The 14,385-nt window shown below is 67.5% G+C and carries 7 protein-coding genes; 4 read left to right on the top strand and 3 right to left on the bottom strand.

Annotation, left to right across the window (positions count from 1 at the left end; genetic code table 11):
• Window positions 1-44: 44 nt before the first annotated feature.
• The 3 genes from DFR29_RS20485 to DFR29_RS20475 all read right to left on the bottom strand — a co-directional run bounded on the left by DFR29_RS20485 (window position 45) and on the right by DFR29_RS20475 (window position 8,971).
• Window positions 45-1,571 (bottom strand): DUF3369 domain-containing protein, encoded by a 1,527-nt coding sequence (locus DFR29_RS20485; RefSeq protein ID WP_133820508.1) that lies wholly within the window; start codon window positions 1,569-1,571, stop codon window positions 45-47.
• A gap of 202 nt (window positions 1,572-1,773) precedes the next feature.
• Window positions 1,774-5,169: a sensor histidine kinase gene (locus DFR29_RS20480; RefSeq protein ID WP_133820507.1), complete on the bottom strand. Its 3,396-nt coding sequence runs from the start codon at window positions 5,167-5,169 to the stop codon at window positions 1,774-1,776.
• 10 nt (window positions 5,170-5,179) lie between these two features.
• Window positions 5,180-8,971 (bottom strand): two-component regulator propeller domain-containing protein, encoded by a 3,792-nt coding sequence (locus tag DFR29_RS20475; RefSeq protein WP_166654233.1) that lies wholly within the window; start codon window positions 8,969-8,971, stop codon window positions 5,180-5,182.
• Window positions 8,972-9,180: 209 nt separating this feature from the next.
• On the opposite strand from DFR29_RS20475, the gene DFR29_RS20470 reads away from it, so the two are divergent.
• From DFR29_RS20470 to DFR29_RS20455, 4 genes are all read left to right on the top strand, one after another.
• Window positions 9,181-10,359 (top strand): thiolase family protein, encoded by a 1,179-nt coding sequence (locus DFR29_RS20470; protein WP_133820505.1) that lies wholly within the window; start codon window positions 9,181-9,183, stop codon window positions 10,357-10,359.
• A gap of 47 nt (window positions 10,360-10,406) precedes the next feature.
• Entirely contained in the window at window positions 10,407-10,883 is a 477-nt protein-coding gene (locus DFR29_RS20465) for a hypothetical protein (protein WP_133820504.1), read from the top strand.
• A 103-nt stretch (window positions 10,884-10,986) separates the two neighbouring features.
• The gene (locus DFR29_RS20460) at window positions 10,987-12,693 is read left to right on the top strand and encodes an Hsp70 family protein (protein ID WP_133820503.1); all 1,707 of its coding nucleotides are present in this window, start codon (window positions 10,987-10,989) and stop codon (window positions 12,691-12,693) included.
• Window positions 12,690-14,345 carry a J domain-containing protein gene (locus DFR29_RS20455; RefSeq protein ID WP_133820502.1) on the top strand — a complete coding sequence of 552 codons (1,656 nt, stop codon included), beginning with the start codon at window positions 12,690-12,692 and terminating at the stop codon, window positions 14,343-14,345. Before DFR29_RS20460 ends, DFR29_RS20455 begins: the two co-directional genes overlap by 4 nt.
• The last annotated feature ends 40 nt before the right edge of the window (window positions 14,346-14,385 follow it).

Genomic DNA, 14,385 nt, shown 5'->3' with positions numbered 1-14,385 from the left:
TGCAAGACGTCGAAGGAACCGATGGCCTGGCCCGGAGGCCGCCTTCAGTCGGGCAACTGCCTTCTCAGGCCGACGACCCCGTCCCAGTTCTCGAACAGCAGGTCGACAAGACCCGGATCGAACTTTATGCCGCGCTGCCCGGCGATAAACGCACGGATCTCGGCCTCGGGCCAGGCATCCTTGTAGCAGCGCTTGCTGCCCAGGGCGTCGAATACATCGGCCAGTGCGGTGATGCGCCCGGCGATCGGTATCGCCGTGCCGTCCAGCCCACGCGGATAGCCGCTGCCGTCCCAGTTTTCGTGATGGCTGATCGCAATGTCCGCTGCCAGGCGAAACACCGGCCGGCGCGATCCGCTGAGCAGGCGCGCGCCGATCTCCGCATGCGTGCGCATGACGACGGTCTCTTCGGGCGTATGCGCACCCGGCTTGTTGAGGATGGCGTCGGGAATGCCGATCTTGCCGATGTCGTGCAGCGGCGCTGCGTAGTTGAGTTGTTCGCAGGTTTTTTCGTCGAGGCCGTAGAGCCGGCCCAGCATCGCCGCGAGCAGGCCGACGCGGCGCACGTGATTGGCCGTCTCGCGCGAGCGCGACTCGGCCGCGCCGGCCAGCAGGTAGACCATGTCGAGCTGACTGTCGAGCAGCTCCTGGTTGAGGTGCAGGTTTTCGTGGGCGATGGCGACATTGCTGCAGAACACCTGCAGCAGGCGATGGCCCAACTGGTCCAGTCCATGGGCTTCGCCGACGTAGAGCAAGGCCTCGGCGGCGTTGCTGTCGCGGAAATGCAATACGTAGTGGTCGTCGCCGAATACATGCTGCTTGCGCAGATAGGCCTGGCGCAGCGACTGCACGACATGATCGGGCAATTGCTCGTCCGCATTGCCTTCGAGATAGCGGGCGTAGTCGCCGCTGGCCGCGGCGATCGGGAAATGTTCCGGCAGCGTGCCGTCCGGATGGGCAACACTGCAGCACAGCGCACCGTTGGTCACGCCGAGCAGGCCGGCCAGCTCGGTCAGCACCACGGAAGCGAACTGCTGCGGCGGCTGGTGCGCGAACACCTGGCCGGATGCGCGAATGACGTTTTCCAGGCCGCGCCGGTTGGCTTCGATCGTGCGCATGTCGCGATAGGCGCGCAACGCCGCGTACAAGGTAGTGGCGAGCTTCTGCGCCGTCAGCTCGGTCTTTTCCTTGTAGTCGTTGATGTCGTAGGCAGCGATGACTTCGTGCTCGGGCGCCTGGCCCGGCTGGCCGGTGCGCAGCACGATGCGGACGAACTGATTGCCGAGGCGCCCGCGGATGCTGCGGACCAGGTCGAGGCCGGCCTGTTCGGATTCCATCACGACATCGAGCAGTACCACGGCCGTGTCGTCGTGATGCGACAACAGGCCCAGGGCTTCCTCGCTGGAAAACGCGCTGAGCAGTTCCAGCGGGCGTTCGGCAAAACGGAAATTGCCCAGTACCAGGCGCGTGACGTTGTGTACCTCGGGTTCGTCGTCGACGACGAGCACCTTCCACGGCGGCAACGCCCGCACGGGTTCATCGGCAAATACGAGGCTGTCGTCCAGCACTCCCATGCGGCCCCTCCCGCCGTGAGTCCCGTGCCAGTCTACTCCAGATAAAGAAAATTTCCGCGTTCGCCGCGGCTATTTTCACGGCGGCTGCAAGGCATCGCGCTGCGGCACCTGCGCGTGTCGCGGCGATGACAATTGACCAGGCACTGCAAGGCCACAACGCGATGCGCAAAGGCACGCCGCATCGCCGCAGGCACCACGCCGCTCAGCCCTCGCGCCGGAAATGACGCGGCCAGCGAATGTCGAAACAGGTGCCTGCGCCACTGACCGAATCGCAATCGATCTGGCCGCGCAATACCTGGGTGACGAGGTTGTAGACGATATGCAGACCCAGGCCGCTGCCGCCGCTGCCGCGACGCGTGGTGAAGAACGGATCGAACGCATGCGCGCGCTCGTTGTCGTTCATGCCGCGACCGTCGTCGGCAACGCGCAGATGCGCATAATCGTCACTGGCGGAAATCTGGATCACCAGGTTGCCGGCACGCTCGGGCAGGAACGCGTGTTGCAGCGCATTGAGGACAAGATTGCTCACAATCTGGTAAAGCGCGCCCGGCGAAGCGAACAGATGCACCGGCTGGGCACATTCGATGCGGATGCGATGCGGCGTCGGCCGCAGCACCGGCCCCAGCATGATCAGGGCCTCGCGCACGGATTGCTCCAGGTCGAGTTCACGCCACTCGTCGGTGGACTGGTCGACGGCGGTCTGCTTGAAGCTGCGCACCAGACGATCGGCCCGCTGCAGGTTGCGCAGGATCAAGTCGCTGCCCTCGCAGGCGGCACGCTGGAACTGCTCCAGCTCGGAGCGGCGCAAGCTGCCGTCGGCCAGGCGCGCGCGCAGCTGCACCGACTGCTGCTGCAGGTGCGATGCGGCGGTCAGGCAGACGCCGAGCGGTGTGTTGATTTCATGCGAGATGCCGGCAACCAGGCCACCCAGCGAGGCAAATTTTTCCGCCTCGACCAGCTGGCGCTGGGCCAGGCGCAATTGATCCAGCGTGGCCTGCAGTTCCGCGTTGCTGCGACTCAGGTCGACGGTGCGCTGCACCACGCGCGCTTCGAGTTCGTCGTTGAGCTTGCGCAGGGCTTCTTCGCTGCGCTGTATGGTCGCGGCGACGTGCCGGGCATAGGCCAGGCGGCGCCGGTTGCGTCGCATACTGCCACCGACGATGCACAGCGCCAGAAGCGCATACCCGGCATAGGCCCACGGCGAACGCCACGGCGGCGGTGCAATGCGCAGATCGATGCCGGTCTCGCGCGGCGCTACGCCGTCGCGCCGCGCCTGTACCCGAAAGCGATAGTTGCCGGCCGGCACGCGGGAAAAACTCACGCTGCGCTGGTCCGGCAGCAACGGTACCCAGTCGTCGTTGAGGCCGTCGAGACGATAGCGATACACGATGTCGCCGCCGCGGTAATCCAGCGCAGCGAAATCGAAGCCGAACACGCTGTGCTGATAGTCCAGCTGAAGGCCGTTGCTGTAGCTCAGTGCGCGCTGCAGCAGCGCGTCGTCGCGGCCGGGCTGCGGCCGCACCGGCTGGTTGAACAGCAGCAGGTCGTTGAGTACCAGCGGCCCCACCGTCGCCATAGTCGGCAGTGCGGCACCGGCGAATTCGACCAGGCCGGCCGGGCTGCCGAGAAATACCTGTCCGCCGCCAGCGACACAGGCATTGCTGGCATAGCCGCGACGATCGCCATGGTTGAGCAGCGGAATGCGCTGCGGCGACAGGTCCACCGCCGGATCGAAACGCAACAGGCCGTCGGCCGTGCCCAGCCAGAGCACATTGCGCTCGTCCTCGACGATGCAGCTGATGCTGCGTGAGCCCGCATCGGCCGGCCACTGCTGCGCCTGGAAGCCCAGGCTGCCGTCACTGCCGCGCACGATTTTATCCAGGCCGGCGCTGCCGCCGGCCCACAGCGTACCGTCGCGGGCGACGAAGGGCGCGCGCACCACATCGTTGCTCGGCCCGGCGCCGGCATTGCGCTGCGTGCCGAAGCGCTGCACCGTGCCGCTGTCGCGATCCAGCCGCGCCAGGCCGCCGCCGAACAGGCCGAACCAGATGCTGCGGTCCCTGGTCTCGACAATGCCGGTGACCGTGGCGACGGAAAGATCGAAATCGTCGCCCGGCGTACTGGCATAGCGGCGGAACTCGCTGCAGCCGCTGCACAGGCTGCCCAGGCCACCGCCGTCGCTGCCTACCCACAAGGTGTCTTCGGTATCGACATACAGGTCGTTGATCAGATTGCCGGGCAGAGAATGCGCATCGGCCGCCTTGCGCCGGAAATGCACAAAGCGCGTGCCGCCGGGAGGCAGGCGGTCCAGGCCATAGGCTTCCAGACCGACCCAGAGGCTGCCGTCGCGACCCAGCGCCAGCGCTGTGATCGCGTTGCTGGCAAGGCTGTGCGGATCGGCCGCGTCATGGCGGAAATGCTGCACTACGCCGACTCCCGGCTGGAAACGTACCAGTCCGCCGTCGCGGCCCAGGCCCAGCCAGAGGCTGCCGTCGGCCAGATGCAGCACGGCCTGCACCGAATTGTCCGGCAGGCTGGCCGGATCGTTGGCGCGGCGCCGATACACCGCAACACCTTGGCTGACCGGATCGTGCACGCCGATGCCCTGGCTGGAACTGCCGCTCCAGATCAGGCCTTCGCGATCTTCGAACAGCATGTAGATGTCCGCCGCCGGACTGCTGTCGTCGGCTTCGTCATGGCGAATTTCGACAAAGCCGTCGCTGTCGGCGTCGTACCGCGCAATGCCGCCGCGGGTGCCTACCCAGATGTCGCCGCTGCGTGTCTGCAGCAGGCCGCGCACGTCGCCGGACTTGAACACCGCGCCCGCGCCAGAACGGTAGTGCGCCATTACCGTGCCATCGAGTTTCAGCCGCATCAGCCCACCGTCGAGCAGGCCTATCCACAGCTGCTGCGCGCGGTCGAGCAGCGCCCACTCAACGGTGGACTGCAGCTCGCCCTGCGGCGCCAGCAAATGCTGCAATTGCGCCGAATGCCCGTCCCAGCGCAACACGCCGGCACCGGCGATGAAAATGCTGCCGCCGTCGGGCAGTTCGATCACGCGATGCACGCGCTGCAGCTGCGGCGGGCGCCCGATGCTCAGGTCGTGGGCCTTGCCTGTGCGCGGATCGAAGCGCTGTACCGCCAGGCCGAAACAGCCGACCCAGAGCAGGCCGTCGCTGCCCGCCTGCACGGTGCGCACGTAGTTGTTGGCCAGGCCGGTCTGCGCGCCCGCGCGGTAACGTTCAAAACGGTCCAGCGCAGCGTCGTAGCGCGCCAGCCCGCCGCCGGCAGTACCTATCCACAAGGTGCCATCGGCCTGCGTGGCCAGGGCCATCACGACGTTATCGGGCAGGCTGTGCGGATCGGCCGGATCGTGGCGATAGATGCGGAAGCGGCGTCCGTCGAAGCGGTTCAGGCCGTCGCGCGTGGCAATCCAGATATAGCCGCTGCCGTCCTGCGCGATCGCACGCACGCGACCGTGCGACAGGCCCTGTTCCACATCGTAGTTCTGGAAACGTACCGCGTCGGCCTGCAGCCGCGCCGCCACAGCCGGCAGCGCGGCTGCCAGCAGCAGTGCCAGCAATGCACGCAACGCCATGCGCGCAGCCTCAGGCCACGGCACGGGGCCCGCCGCCGAAGAAGATAGCGACCTCGATGCCCTGCCCTGCGCTGCTGTCCACCCGAATCGAACCTCCGAGCGATTGCGTCACCAGGTTGTAGACGATATGCATGCCCAGGCCGGAGCCGCCCTGGCCACGCCGCGTGGTGAAGAAAGGATCGAAGATGCGCACGCGCGTCATTTCGTCCATGCCGCAGCCATTGTCGCGGTACAGAACCTCGATGTCCTGCTGCCGCCGCGCAATGCTCAGCCGGATGATGCCGGCGCGGCCGTCGGCAAAACCGTGCATCAACGAGTTCATGACCAGGTTGGTGACGATCTGGTACAGCGCGCCGGGCGCGGTTTCGCATACCACCGGCTGGGCACAGTCCAGCTCAACGCTGTGCGGCGTCTTCTTCAGGGTCGGCCCCAGCGTAGTGAGGATTTCCTCGATGCAGTGACCCAGCTCCACCACGCGGCGATCTTCGGTGGACTGGTCCACGGCAACTTGCTTGAAGCTTTTCACCAGGCGGTCGGCGCGCTGCAGATTGCGCAGGATCATCTCGGCGCTTTCCCGCGCGCTGCGCTGGAAGCGATCCAGCTCCTGCTTGCTCAGGCGGTTTTCCTGCAGCAGGCGCGCCAGACGCCGCGCCTCTTCGACCAGGTGCGAAGCCGCCGTGACACTGACGCCCAGCGGCGTGTTGATCTCGTGCGCGATGCCAGCGACCAGGCCGCCGAGGGAGGCGAGCTTTTCCGATTCCAGCAGCTGGCGCTGGGCCAGGGTAAGCCGGTCGAGCGTATGCCGCAGTTCCACGTTGGCCGCGCGCAGGTCGGCAGTACGCCGCTCCACGCGCAATTCCAGTTCCTCGTTGAGGCTGCGCAGCGCTTCTTCGGCGCGCTTGAGCGCATTGATGTCCTGGGTGATGCCGGTGACGCGCCGCGCCTGGCCGCTGCCGTCACGATCGACGACGCGGCCGCGGGTGAGCAGCCAGACCCATTCCTGCTGCCGGTCCGGCGTGCGGTAGCTCGCCTCGAATACCGCGCTGTCGCCGCGCAGATGCAGGGCCAGCGCGTGTTCGAACTGGGCGATGTCTTCCGGATGCACGAACGGCCGGTAGGCGGCGATGGTCTGCTCGACCGCGTCCGAGGTCGCGGTCAGGTGTTCCAGGCGGTTTTCCCGGTGCATGCGTCCGCTGGGCAGGTCGATGTCCCACAGTTCGCTGCCGCTGCCGGTCAGGGCCAGCTTGAGGCGTTCCTCGCTCAGTTTGATGCGCTCCTGCACCGCTTCGCGCGCGAGCCGGTTGGCGCGCAGGCGCTGCCAGACCAGCAGCGTCGCCATGGCGGCCAGGGCGAAATACGCCAGATAGGCCAACGGCGAGGCCCAGGGCGCCGGTGCCACCAGCACGCTGACGCGGCTTTCCTGGTCGGTCCAGCCCGCGCCGGCGCGGCGCGCGCGTATGTGCAGGGTATAGCTGCCGGCGGCGAGATCGGTATACGTGGCGAAACGGCGCGCGTGGTCGGTGTCTATCCAGCGCGGATCGTGGTTTTCCAGCCGGTAGGAATAGTGCAGAGATTCGGCATTGGAAAAATCCGGCGCTGCGAATTCAAAAGTGACATTGTCATCGTTATAGGCAAATTCCACTACGCCGCCACGCAGCAGGCTGCGCTGCAGTGGCGACTGCGCGTCGCGCCAGCGCAGCTGCACGGCGACGTTGTTGAGCAGCACGCCGGTGACCAGCGGTGCCGGCGGCGCAGGCAGCTGCACCGCCGCCGGGTCGACCACGCTGAGGCCATCCAGGCCGCCGAAGGCGATGCGCCCGTCCGGCAGGGTGCTCATCGAGCCGACCCAGTAGCCCCGCGCCAAGGTGCCGTCGCGCGGACCGAAATTGACGATGGCGCCGGAAACCGGATCGATGCGGCTCAGCCCGACCGTAGTGCTGACCCAGATGCGGCCGTCGCGGTCTTCGGCAATTTCGCCGACCGCGTCGGCGGCCAGGCCCTGCGCCGTGCCGAACAGGCGGAACTGCGGCACGCCGTCGCGCTCGCCGGTCTGCAGCGCCGCGCCGCCGCCTTGCACACCGACCCAGAGGCGGTGCTTGCTGTCCTCGGCCAGCGCGGAAATCGAGTCGTTGCCCAGGCCGGCGACGTCGTCGCCGCGCGTGCGCAGGCGTTGCGCCTTGCCGCTGGCGCGGTCCAGCCGGCCCAGGCCGGCCGAGCGATAGGCCAGGTAGAACTCGCCGGCACGCGTCTCCAGCACGGCGTTGAGCGTGTCGCCGGCCAGGCTGTGCGGGTCGGCGGGATCGTGTACATGGTGGCGGAAACGGCTGCAGCCGGCGCAAAGCTCGTCCAGGCCGTGATCCAGCGTGCCGACCCAGAGCGTGCCGGCCGCATCTTCGTAGACGAAGATCAGCGAATCGGCGGCGATGCTGCCCGCGTCGGCGGGATCGTGGCGGAAGTGTTCGAAACGCTCGCTGCCCGGACGCAGGCGATTCAGTCCGCCGCCCATGGTCGCCACCCACAGGCTGCCGTCGCGGCCGCGGATAACGTGCTGAACGAAGTTGTGCGACAGCGAGGACGCATCGTGCGGATCGTTGACGTAGCGTTTGAGCACGCCCTGCTGCAAGTCCAGATGCACCAGGCCGCCGCCTTCGATCAGGCCGGCCCAGAGCGTGCCGTCGGCATCGGCCTGCACGCTCATCACCGGCCGCGCCGGCAGGGCACGCGGCTCGTTCGCCACCGCATCCACGCGCAGGAAGGCGCGCGTGCGCGGGTCGTGCACGCTCAGGCCATTCACCCAGGAACCGACCAGCAGCAGGCCGCTGCGTTCGCGCAGCAGGCTCCACAGCCGGTTCGCGGCGGGCGTGTAGTCGCGCGTGGCATCGTGCTGGTACAGGGTGAAGCGGCCGCGCTGCGGCTCGTAGTGGGCCAGGCCGCGATTCTGTCCGGCTATCCACAGGCCGCCGTCGGCATCGGCGAGCAGGCCGCGCACTGCATCGTCGGGCAGGCTGGCAGCCGGCGCCGCGGCGGCATCGAAGCGCAGATGCGCCAGCACGCTGCCGTCGGCCGCCAGGTGCAGCAGGCCGCTTTCGGCCGTGCCGACCCAGAGGCTACCGTCGGCCGCGGCGGCCAATGCATAAATTTCCATCTGTGCAAGAAGTGGCGGCAGCGGCAGCAGCGCGCGGGCGTCCGCGTCGGTGTGCAGCAGGCCGTCGCGCGTGCCGATCCAGAGCGTGCCGTCGTTCGCCTGCAGCAGGCTGCGCACCATGCGCAGCGCCGGCAGCACGCCCAGCGGCGCATCGACGAAACGGCGCTGCCCGGCTTCCAGCCATTGCAGGCGGCCGCCGGTGCTGGCCACCCACAGGCGCGAGCGCCGGTCCAGCAGCAGCGCGGTGACATGGTTGGCGGCCAGCGCATCGCTGCGCGCCGGATCAGCCTGGAAGTTGTCGAAGCGGTCGAGATCGGGATCGTAGTGGCTCAGGCCGCCGCCCTGGGTGGCTATCCAGAGACTGCCGTCGGTGCCGGGCGCTAGCGCCCAGATATGGTTCTGCGCCAGCGACCAGGGATCGCTGCGGTCGTGGCGATAGACCTTGAAGCCGTTGCCGTCGAAGCGGTTGAGGCCGTCCTGTGTACCAACCCAGAGAAACCCGCTGCTGTCCTGGGCCAGTGCCCGCACGCTGGCCTGGGACAGGCCTTCGCCGGTGCTGAAAGTACGAAAACGAATATCGTCGATACCCGCTACCGCGCCGGCATGGCCCACGCGCAGGCCGCCGATGGCGAGGCCGAACAGCAGCAAAACCAGCACCCTCCAGCCTGTTACTGGCGCAGTGCGGCAACCATACGGACGGCCCCTGAGCCCCATGGCCCGAGGCTAACCCCAGCATCCATACGGCACAAGCCGGCCGTGGCGGAAACTGCAATTGCCGCGGCGCAACAGGCACGCGCATAATCGGGCGGTTCGGCGTGACCGCGCCGTCACATCCAGTCCATCCTTCACGCTACGCGGAGAGATTCATGTCCGATATCGTCATCGTCGGCGCCAAGCGCACGGCCATCGGTTCCTTCCTCGGCCAGTTCAGCGGCGTTCCCACGCCCACCCTCGGCGCCACGGCGATCAAGGCGGCACTGGAACACGCCGGCGTCGCCGCCGCCGATGTCACCGAAGTCATCATGGGTTGCGTACTGCCGGGCAACCTCGGCCAGGCGCCCGCCCGCCAGGCCGCCCTCGGCGCCGGACTTCCCACTTCCAGCGTCTGCACCACCATCAACAAGGTCTGCGGCTCGGGCATGAAGGCGATCATGCAGGCGCATGACGCGATCAAGGCCGGCTCGTCCAGTATCGTCGTCGCTGGCGGCATGGAGTCGATGACCAACGCACCGCACATGATTCCGAACTCCCGCAGCGGCAACCGCTACGGCAATTTCGAGGCGGTCGACCACATGGCCTGGGATGGCCTTACCAATCCCTACGACGGCAAGGCCATGGGCGTGTTCGGCGAGCAATGCGCCGACAAGTACAGCTTCAGCCGCGAAGAACAGGACGCCTACGCCACCGAGACGGTGCGGCGCGCACTGGCAGCCCAGCAGGACGGCGCCTTCGCCGACGAAATCGTTCCGGTCAAGGTCGCCACTCGCAAGGGCGAGGTGGAATATTCCACCGATGAACAACCGGCCAAATGCGACGTTTCCAAGATTGCCGCACTGAAGCCCGCCTTCCGCAAGGAAAACGGCACCATCACCGCGGCAACCTCGTCCAGCATTTCCGACGGCGCCGCCGCGACGGTGCTGATGAGCGCCGACGAAGCAGCACGCCGCGGCCTCGCCCCGCTGGCGCGCATCGTCGGCCATGCCACGCATGCGCAGGAGCCGCAGTGGTTCACTACCGCGCCGGTCAGCGCGATACAGAACCTGCTGGCGAAAATCGGCTGGACGGTGGACCAGGTCGACCTGTTCGAAGTCAACGAAGCCTTCGCCGTTGTCGCCATGGCGCCGATGCGCGAACTGGGCATTCCCCACGCCAAGCTCAACGTCAACGGCGGTGCCTGCGCCCTGGGCCATCCGATCGGCGCCAGCGGCGCGCGCCTGGTGGTCACGCTGCTCCATGCACTGAAGCGCCGCGGCCTCAAGCGCGGTGTCGCCTCGCTGTGCATCGGCGGCGGCGAAGCCACGGCCATCGCAGTCGAACTGGCCTGATCGCAGTTTTGTAGATTCGTAGTGTTTTTCAACGGGAGGATAGGGTCATGCATGTTACGCGTATCGCTTTGAGCATTGCCCTGGTCGCCGCACTGTCCGCCTGCAGCGAACAGGGCCAGCAGACCGCGCAGCAGAAGGTCGACGAAGCCGGCAAGACCGCGGCGCAGAAACTCGAACAGGCCAAGGCCGGTGTCGCCGATGCCGCTGCCACGACCAAGGAAGCGGTCAAGGACGCCGCCGCCGAGGTCAAGGCTGCCGGCGCCCAGGCAGCCGACACGATCAGCGACCGCGGCAACGAAGCCGGCAGCGCGATCAAGCAGGGCGCCCACGACGCGGCGGACGCCACCAAGGCCGCCGGCCACGAACTCAAGGAAGGCGCCAAGGAAGTCGGCCACGACCTGAAGGAAGGTGCCAAGGAACTGGGCCGCGACATCAAGGACGGCGCCAAGGCTGTCGCCCAGGACGTGAAGGAAACCGCGGTCGAGACCAAGCAGGCCGCGACCGAAGCCGTCAAGAAAGACTGAGCACGCGTAACAGCAAGGGTTCCCGGACCGGCCGCTTTTGCGGCCGGTCTGCGTTTGAGTAGCAACGCGCCGCGGCCGGCGCCGGCATGGACAGGGCAAGCAGATGATTGTCGGCATCGATCTGGGCACTACCCACTCTCTCATCGGCTATTGGAGCGAGGACGGATCGCGCCTGCTGCCCAACGCCCTGGGCGAGCTGCTCACGCCGTCGGTAGTCGGCGTTACCGACAACGACGAAATCCTGGTCGGCCGCTCTGCTCTGGAACAGCTGCCGCTGCGGCCGGAGCGCACCGTCGCCGCGTTCAAGCGCTACATGGGCAGCGCACGCGAGACCCGGCTGGGCAAGCGCGGCTACCGTCCGGAAGAATTGTCCGCCCTGGTGCTCAAATCGCTGCTGGCCGACGTCAAGGCGCAGACCGGCGAACTGCCGCGCGAAGCCGTGGTCAGCGTGCCGGCGTATTTCAGCGACGCCCAGCGCAAGGCCACGCGCAATGCGGCGGAGATCGCCGGCATCAAGGTCGAGCGGCTGATCAATGAACCTACTGCCGCCGCACTGGCCTACGGCCTGCAGGAAAAGCACGACGAAGCCAAGTTCCTCGTGCTCGACCTGGGCGGCGGCACCTTCGACGTATCCCTGCTCGAATCCTTCGACGGCGTGATGGAAGTCCATGCCAGCGCCGGCGACAACTTCCTCGGCGGCGAAGACTTCGTCGACCTGCTGCTGGAAGCCGCGCTGCGCGAATTGCGCGTCGATGCCGCCGGCCTGCAGCCCGGCACGCGGGCCACGCTGCGCGCACGGCTGGAACGGCTGAAATGCCAGCTCAGCCAGCACGGCGAAGCGCACGCGGCGCTGCCGCTGGGCGATCGCACGCAGGACTGGAGCATCAGCGAAGCGCGTTTCGAGCAGCTGGCCCAGCCGCTGCTGGCACGCATGCGCGCACCGATCGAGCGCGCCCTGCGCGATTCCGGTACGCGGCCGCAGGAGCTGGACCAGATCGTGCTGGTCGGCGGCGCCTCGCGCATGCCCATGGTCAGCCGCCTGGTCACGCGCATGTTCGGCCGCCTGCCGCTGCGGCATATCCATCCGGACCAGACCGTCGCCCTGGGCGCCTGCGCCATGGCCGGTATGAAATCGCGCGATCACGCCTTCCGCGAAATCGTCATGACCGACGTCTGCCCGTATACCCTGGGCATAGAAATCTCCCAGACCGACAGCCACCAGCACGTCCATCACGGCCTGTTTTCACCGATCATCGAGCGCAATACGGTGATTCCCGCCAGCCGCGTCGCCCGCTATTCGCCGATGCGCGACTTCCAGGCCCAGCTGGAATTGAACGTCTACCAGGGCGAATCGCCGGAAGTGGCGCAGAACGTTTTCCTGGGCAAGCTGGAAATTCCGCTGCCCTCCCGCCGCGCCGGGGAAAACCCGATCGACGTGCGCTTCACCTACGACGTCAACGGCCTGCTCGAAGTGCAGGCGCTGGTCGTATCCACGCGCAGCGAGCACCAGTTGGTGATCGAGCAGAACCCCGGCCTGCTCAAGCCCGAGGAAATCCAGCGCCGCCTGGCCGAACTGGCCGCGCTCAAGGTGCATCCGCGCGAGCAGCAGGCCAACCTGGCACTGCTGACGCGGGCGGGCCGGCTGTACGAAGAACACACCGCGGCGCTGCGCCAGGAAATCGGCGCCGGCCTGCTGCAGTTCAAGGCGGCGCTGGAAACCCAACAGCCGCGCCAGATCGAGGCGGCACGGCGTTACCTCGGCGCCTTGCTCGACCAGATCGAAGGCGAGTCGTCGCCACTGCCGCCGTGAGTGCCGCCTGGGCGTTCCATTGCCTGCAGCTGTCGCCGGATGCGGACCTGCGCACGATACGGCGCCGCTACAGCGAGCTGCTCAAGATCAACCGGCCGGAAGACAATCCGCAGGGTTTCCAGCAGCTGCGCGCGGCGTATGAAATCTGCCTGGCATTTGCCCGCGAGGGCGCAGAACAAGGCGATCTGCCGGCTGCCCGGGACTCTGCTGCGGGGCCGGCCCTACAGAACGAGGCAGAACAGCACGCCACAGAACGGCCTGCCGTGGCGCTCGCGGCCGGACTGCCGGACGACAGTGCCAATGCCGCCGATGCTATCGATGTCGTCGATGCAGGCACGCCAGCACAGGACTGCGACGCAGCGATCGAAGCGCATCCGCCGGAACCCGCGCCACGCCCGCGAACGTCGCCCACATTTATTGAAGTGGACAATTTGTCCGAAGCCGAACTGGCCCGCGCGCCGGCCATGCGCCCCGCCGCCGCCGTAGTGGACGAATTGCTGCACGTGGATGCACGGGCCGACACCGATGCCGTCGCGCGCTGGCTGGTGCAATGTCCCGAAGTGCTCAGCCTGGTGACCCGCGATGCAGTCGAACTGGAGCTGCTGCACCGCATGACCGGCGGCGCGCGCCTGAGCGTGCGCGGCCTGGAAGTCCTCGGTGCCACGTTCGGCTGGCGCCAGCTCGGTTTCGAACGCCGGCTGCTGCAGCAGGGCCTGGCACCGGCGCAGCTGGATACCGTGCTGCAGGGCCTCGGCCAGGCCCGCGCCGAAGCGGAATTCACGGCGCACCTGGCCGCCGGCAAGGCGCTCGGCAATGCGGGATCGTGGAACTTCGGCGCAGAAGGGCAGTTGCGCGATCTGCAACGCCTGCATGCAAAGCGCGGCGAAACTCCGCGCTTTGCGCAAGCCTTGCTACCGGGCCGGGTCGACCGTGCCTACCGGCTGATCCAGCTCTACACGCAGCGCTATGGCGCCAGCTCGGCCCTGCAGATATTCGGCCGCGAAGCCACCGCGTTCTGGACCAGCCTGCACCCGGAGAACGGCATCAACCGCCGTCTCTACCGGCTGCGCCTGAGCCAGGTCAGCCTGATCGTGCTGCTGCTCTACCTGGTGCTGCCGCTGGCCTACCTGTTCCCCAGCACCTTGAGCGGGGCGCAGAAGCTGGATGCACTGGGCCAATGGAGCGAGGCCTGGCTGCTGCGGATCTGGCCCATCGTGCTGGCCGTGGTCACGGCCCATGCGCTGCTGCGCTACTACGGCCAGAATCGCGAGCGGCTGGGCTATCTCAAGCAGCAGGCCCTGCGCGCACTGCTGCCCTGGCTGGCACCGCGGCGCGCGCTGCCGCTCCAACTGGGGCTGGCACCGCTGCTGATTGCCAGCGGCCATTTCGTCGGAACGGCGCTGCCCTTTGCGCTCGGCCTCATGCTGAGCAGCCTGTTCGGCGTAGCGGCGCTGAGCACCGCGCTGATTGGCGGCATCGCTGTCGGCGCACTGCTGTCGCCGCACTGGCCCTGGCCCGCCAGCAATACGTTCATTCCGGCGATGGTCTGCATCTGCCTGCTGATTGCCTGGACGGTGGACTGGCTCAGCGGCACCGGCGCCGTGCGCCAGCAGGCCAAACAGGACGCGCAATGGCAGCAGCCGGCGCGCTGACACCACCACAGCTGCCCAAGTCTCCATGAGCAAGGCCCCC

The organism is Tahibacter aquaticus, assembly GCF_004363655.1.
In the GTDB taxonomy this organism is placed as follows: domain Bacteria; phylum Pseudomonadota; class Gammaproteobacteria; order Xanthomonadales; family Rhodanobacteraceae; genus Tahibacter; species Tahibacter aquaticus.
The sequence above is the reverse complement of the archived record's forward strand: the minus strand, read 5'-3'. Positions and strand labels throughout refer to the sequence as shown.